The following is a 4,389-nucleotide window of genomic DNA, read 5'->3' as shown; positions in this document are numbered from 1 at the left end:
CGCCAAGGCCACCCGTCCGTCCCTGCCGGACGTGAAGGCGCCGGGCGCCGACCAGTGGCTCAAGGACCGTCCGGAACAACGCGTGCCGATGTCGCGCCTGCGTGCCCGTATCGCCGAGCGTCTGCTGGAATCGCAGCAAACCAACGCCATCCTGACCACGTTCAACGAAGTGAACATGGCGCCGGTGATGGACCTGCGCAACAAGTACAAGGACCGCTTCGAGAAGGAACATGGCGTGAAGCTCGGCTTCATGTCGTTCTTCGTGAAGTCGGCCGTGCATGCCCTCAAGAAGTACCCGCTGGTGAACGCGTCGATCGACGGTAACGACATCGTCTATCACGGTTACTTCGATATCGGTATCGCGGTCGGTTCGCCGCGCGGTCTCGTGGTGCCGATCCTGCGCAACGCTGATCAGATGAGCCTCGCCGACATCGAAAAGAAGATCGCTGAATTCGGCGCGAAGGCGCGCGACGGCAAGCTGTCGATCGAAGAAATGACGGGTGGCACGTTCTCGATCTCGAACGGCGGCGTGTTTGGCTCCATGTTGTCCACGCCGATCATCAACCCGCCGCAGTCGGCCATCCTCGGCGTGCACGCGACCAAGGACCGCGCGGTGGTCGAGAACGGCCAGATCGTGATTCGCCCGATGAACTACCTGGCGCTGTCCTACGATCACCGGATCATCGACGGCCGCGAAGCGGTGTTGTCGCTGGTCGCGATGAAGGATGCACTGGAAGATCCCGCACGCCTGCTGCTGGACCTTTAATTCACGCAATACAACCTCAATTAAGACTCGCGGCGCGCCCGATAGGCTCGGGCGCGCGGCGTATCCAACAAGAGAAGGGTAGGCATGTCCAAAGAATTTGATGTTGTCGTGATCGGTGCTGGCCCTGGCGGTTACATCGCGGCGATTCGCGCGGCGCAACTTGGCAAGTCGGTTGCGTGTATCGAACAATGGAAGAACCCGGCAGGCGCAATGAAGCTGGGTGGCACGTGCCTGAACGTGGGCTGTATTCCGTCGAAGGCGTTGCTGGCTTCGTCGGAGGAGTTTGAAAACGTCTCGCATCACCTGGGAGACCACGGCATCAATGTCGGCGACGTGCAACTCGACATCACGAAGATGCTGGCGCGCAAGGAAGGCATCGTCGAGAAGATGACGAAGGGGATCGAATTCCTGTTCCGCAAGAACAAGATCACGTGGCTGAAGGGTCACGGCAAGTTCGCGGGCAAGACGGACGCCGGCGTGCAGATCGAAGTGAGCGGCGAAGGCGAGACCGAAACGGTGAGCGCGAAGAACGTGATCATCGCGACGGGTTCGAAGGCGCGTCATCTGCCGAACATCCCGGTGGACAACAAAATCGTTTCCGACAATGAAGGCGCCTTGTCGTTCGATACCGTGCCGAAGAAGCTGGCCGTGATCGGCGCGGGCGTGATCGGGCTGGAACTGGGCTCCGTGTGGCGCCGGCTCGGCTCGGACGTCACCGTACTCGAAGCGCTGCCGGCGTTTCTGGGCGCGTGCGACGACTCGTTGGCGAAGGAAGCCGCGAAGCAGTTCAAGAAGCAGGGCCTGGACATTCACCTCGGCGTAAAGATCGGCGAAGTGAAAGCGTCGGACGCGGGTGTTTCGCTCGCCTACACCGATAAGGACGGCAACGCGCAGACGCTCGACGCCGATCGCCTGATCGTGTCGATCGGACGCGTGCCGAACACGGATAACCTCGGCCTGGAAGCGATCGGATTGAAGGCAGATGAACGCGGCTTCATTCCTGTGGACGACCATTGTGCGACGAGCGTGCCGAATGTCTACGCGATCGGCGACGTGGTGCGCGGCCCGATGCTTGCGCACAAGGCGGAAGACGAAGGTGTGCTGGTGGCCGAGGTCATCGACGGCCAGAAGCCGCATATCGACTACAACTGCATTCCCTGGGTGATCTACACCGAACCGGAAATTGCGTGGGTCGGCAAGACGGAACAGCAACTCAAGGCGGAAGGCCGCGAGATCAAGACGGGCCAGTTTCCGATGATGGCGAACGGCCGCGCGCTGGGTATCGGCAAGTCGGACGGCTTCGTGAAGATGATCGCCGATGCGAAGACCGACGAGTTGCTCGGTTGCCATATCATCGCGGCGAACGCGTCGGATCTGATTGCCGAAGCCGTGGTGGCGATGGAGTTCAAGGCGGCAGCGGAAGATATCGGCAGGATCTGCCATCCGCATCCGTCGTTGTCCGAAGTGATGCGGGAAGCCGCACTCGCCGTCGATAAACGCGCGCTGAACATGTAATCTCAGCGGGTTGCTTCAGGCAAAAAGCAGCAACGCGAAGGCGGGCGGGAGTTTTCCCGCTCGCCTTTGTTTTATTCCAACGGGCCCGAAACACGCATCATGAACGTCACTGAATACTACGAACAGGAACTGCAGACACGGGGCTATCAATCGGACGCCGCGCAACTCCTGGCGGTCGAGCGCTTGCAGCGATGCTTCGACGAATGGGTCGCTTACAAGGCGCGTCGCTCGAACGCATTCAAGAAGCTGATCGTGCACCCGGAGCTGCCACGTGGCGTCTACATGTGGGGCGGCGTGGGGCGCGGGAAGAGCTTCCTCATGGACAGCTTCTTCGCGATCGTTCCTGTGCAGCGCAAGACGCGCTTGCATTTTCACGAATTCATGCGCGAGGTGCATCGTGAGTTGGAAGAGCTGAAAGGGCAGGCGGACCCTCTCGACGAACTCGCACGTCGCATCGCGAAGCGCTACCGGCTGATCTGTTTCGACGAATTTCATATCTCCGATATCGCCGACGCCATGATTCTGTATCGGCTGCTCGATCGCTTGTTCGGGGCGGGGGTGCAGTTCGTGATGACGTCCAATTACGACCCGGACTTGCTTTATCCCGATGGCTTGCATCGCGATCGCCTGCTGCCGGCTATCGAGTTGATCAAGTCGAAGCTGGACGTGATCAACGTCGACGCTGGAACGGATTATCGCAAGCGCACGCTGTCGCAAGTCACGGCTTATCACACGCCGCTCGGCGCGGATGCGGACAAGGCGTTGCGCGCCGACTTCACGAAGCTCGCCGCAGTGCCGGATGAAAGCCCGATCCTGCGTATCGAGAAGCGCGAACTGAAGGCACTGCGCAAGGCGGACGGCGTGGTGTGGTTCGACTTCGCCACGCTATGCGGCGGCCCGCGTTCACAGAACGATTACCTCGAACTGGCGAGCCGTTTTCACTCTGTGATCCTGTCAGGCGTGCCGCGTATGTCGCCGCGCAATGCGTCGGAGGCGCGGCGGTTCACCTGGCTTATCGATGTGTTCTATGACCACAAGGTGAAGCTCCTGATGTCGGCAGCGGTGCCGGCCGATGAGCTCTATGTTGAAGGCCCCATGGCGAACGAGTTCACGCGCACGGTCTCGCGCATCACGGAGATGCAGTCGAAGGAATACCTTGAGTCCGAGCGCCGGACGGTCGATACGTCGCTGACCTGAGTGCAGACTACACATTTGCAGAGTTCACTATCCGAGACTCATAATTTCCCGGAGCGCTCACCGCGGCAAGGCTTTGCGTTGTATTTCAAGATTAGGACAGGTCTGATATGAGCGCGTCGGGCGGATCGGTATCTTCTAATCACTTACTTGTGATTGGAGAGAACCATGAAGCCCTACCGCGATATGTCCGACGAAGAATGGCAATTAGTGGCGCCGTTGCTGCCTGAGTTGCGTCCACGTTCCGAGTTGCGCGGGCGGCCGCTCGCCAACACCCGCGCCGTCCTGAACGGTGTGCTTTGGGTGATGTACAGCGGGGCTTCGTGGTCCACCATGCCACGCAAATACCCGTCGTACCAGACGTGTCATCGGCGCTTCAAGTCATGGCATGACACGGGCGTGCTAGCCCGCGTGATGAATCAGTTGTTCGGCGGCGCGAGCGAGGGGTTGTATTCGTTGATGACGTCCCGCATGCGGGTTCCGGGTACCGGTATCGAGGATCTGGGTGATCGTGCGGTTGCCGTCAATCCAATGGCTGCTGCGGCAGGTATCAATGTGCGTCATGCCGCCTGACGGTGCCGCGAAGTCATGATTGCGCGGTCATGAAAAATCCGGCTTGAGATCCATGATCTTCAAGCCGGATTTTTTTTGTCCCTGGCAATCAAGTAATCCGCTTATTGCTGCCGGATCCACGTCTGCGAGCGGCCCAGCAGGGCCACGCCTATATAGCCGCGCACCACCAATTTCTGCCCACCGTCTTCAAGGTGCATCTTGCACTTGTAGAGCTTGCCGTTCTCCGGATCGAGAATCTGCCCACCGTCCCAACCGTCGCTGTCAGCCTTCATGCCGTTGATGATGGTCATGCCTTGCATCAATTGATCCTTGCGTGAATCGGTACATGCGGTGCAGCGGCG

General features: G+C 59.8%; 5 protein-coding genes. 4 read left to right on the top strand and 1 reads right to left on the bottom strand.

Annotated features, from left to right (window positions below; translation table 11 throughout):
- The 4 genes from odhB to WCA53_RS30390 form a co-directional block, all read left to right on the top strand.
- A partial coding sequence (odhB, locus tag WCA53_RS30405) for a 2-oxoglutarate dehydrogenase complex dihydrolipoyllysine-residue succinyltransferase (protein ID WP_423920160.1) occupies nt 1–766 on the top strand: 766 nt, incomplete at its 5' end.
- A gap of 84 nt (nt 767–850) precedes the next feature.
- Nucleotides 851–2,281 carry a dihydrolipoyl dehydrogenase gene (gene lpdA, locus WCA53_RS30400; protein WP_423920155.1) on the top strand — a complete coding sequence of 477 codons (1,431 nt, stop codon included), beginning with the start codon at nt 851–853 and terminating at the stop codon, nt 2,279–2,281.
- A 99-nt stretch (nt 2,282–2,380) separates the two neighbouring features.
- Nucleotides 2,381–3,478, top strand: coding sequence for a cell division protein ZapE (gene zapE / locus WCA53_RS30395; protein WP_423920152.1), 1,098 nt, complete (start codon nt 2,381–2,383; stop codon nt 3,476–3,478).
- 165 nt (nt 3,479–3,643) lie between these two features.
- Nucleotides 3,644–4,048: a transposase gene (locus tag WCA53_RS30390; RefSeq protein ID WP_423920149.1), complete on the top strand. Its 405-nt coding sequence runs from the start codon at nt 3,644–3,646 to the stop codon at nt 4,046–4,048.
- A gap of 101 nt (nt 4,049–4,149) precedes the next feature.
- Here the strand turns inward: WCA53_RS30390 and WCA53_RS30385 are convergent.
- Nucleotides 4,150–4,389 (bottom strand): DUF2147 domain-containing protein (locus WCA53_RS30385; protein ID WP_423920146.1); only part of this gene is annotated, 240 nt, incomplete at its 5' end.

The organism is Caballeronia sp., from assembly GCF_049581465.1.
GTDB lineage: Bacteria > Pseudomonadota > Gammaproteobacteria > Burkholderiales > Burkholderiaceae > Caballeronia.
This window is presented reverse-complemented; position numbering and strand designations above follow the sequence as displayed.

Bases quoted from the DNA above. Each gene is read 5' to 3' on its own strand.
- lpdA (WP_423920155.1), top strand. From the start codon at position 851: ATGTCCAAAGAATTTGATGTTGTCGTGATCGGTGCTGGCCCTGGCGGT.
- zapE (WP_423920152.1), top strand. From the start codon at position 2,381: ATGAACGTCACTGAATACTACGAACAGGAACTGCAGACACGGGGCTAT.
- WCA53_RS30390 (WP_423920149.1), top strand. From the start codon at position 3,644: ATGAAGCCCTACCGCGATATGTCCGACGAAGAATGGCAATTAGTGGCG.